We start from the raw sequence: 1018 nt of genomic DNA, 5'->3' as shown, positions 1-1018 counted from the left end.
AGATGGTTGATTCCAAGGGCTGAGGTTCGTTGATTGGCTGCGGGCATGCAGCGAGGGTGTCCAAGATCCGTTTGTGACGACAGAACTGAACACCCTCGCTACGGCACTGTATGTGAAGATCGACGATCAGTTGCGGGCTTTCCCGGACCTGGCACCCGAACGTCCCGTGGTGGGGATCAAGCCCACGTTGAGTGACGCGGAGCTGGTGACGTTGGCGGTGATGTCGGCGCTGCTCGGGTTCACCTCGGAACGCCGCTGGCTGCGCTACGGCCGGACGCACCTGGCCGGGATGTTCCCGTATCTGCCGGGTCAGTCCGGCTACAACAAGCGACTGCGGGCCACGATCGGGCTGGTCCTGCACATGATCCAGATCCTCGGCCGGGACACCACGTTGTGGAGTGATGACGTGTGGGTGGCCGACTCGACTCCGGTGGAGTGCGGCCGGTCTCGGGAGACAGCCCGCCGCTCGGCGCTGGCGGGCTGGGCCGAGTACGGTTACTGCGCGTCGCACTCCCGGTTCTTCTGGGGGCTGCGGCTGCATCTGTTGTGCACACTGAGCGGGCTGCCGGTGGCGTTCGCGTTGACCGGTGCCAAGGCCGATGAACGCACCACCCTGCTGGACATGCTGAACGCCGACCCCGACTTGGCAGTCCGCCATCCCAGACAAACGATCATCGCGGACATGCAGTACTACGGCCGCGACTTCGAACAGGCCCTCGCCGACGGTGACCTGCGGCTGCTCCGCAAGGCCCGCAAGGGCGAACCGCCACGGGCCGGCAGCGAGCTGTTCAAACCGTTGCGGCAGACCATCGAGTCGATCAACCAGACCCTCAAAGGCCAGCTCGACCTGGAACGACACGGCGGACGAACCCCCGCGGGCGTCGTCATCCGCGTCATCACCCGGATCCTGGCGCTGACCGCCGTGATCTGGCACAACGACAAGACCGGCCAGCCCATCGCCCGATCCCTCACCGCCTACGACCACTGATCGTAAGCAGCAGCCTTGGAATCAATCATC

At 64.9% G+C, this 1018-nt stretch carries 1 protein-coding gene; it reads left to right on the top strand.

The window, feature by feature from the left end; translation table 11 throughout:
• Window positions 1-73: 73 nt before the first annotated feature.
• On the top strand, window positions 74-988 hold the full coding sequence (locus AC3EO4_RS55655) for an IS982 family transposase (RefSeq protein ID WP_431904982.1): 915 nt from the start codon (window positions 74-76) through the stop codon (window positions 986-988).
• Window positions 989-1018 lie beyond the last annotated feature (30 nt).

Source organism: Nonomuraea sp. bgisy101, assembly GCF_057708945.1.
Note: the sequence above shows the minus strand (reverse complement) of the source record. Positions and strands in the feature narration are given on the sequence as shown.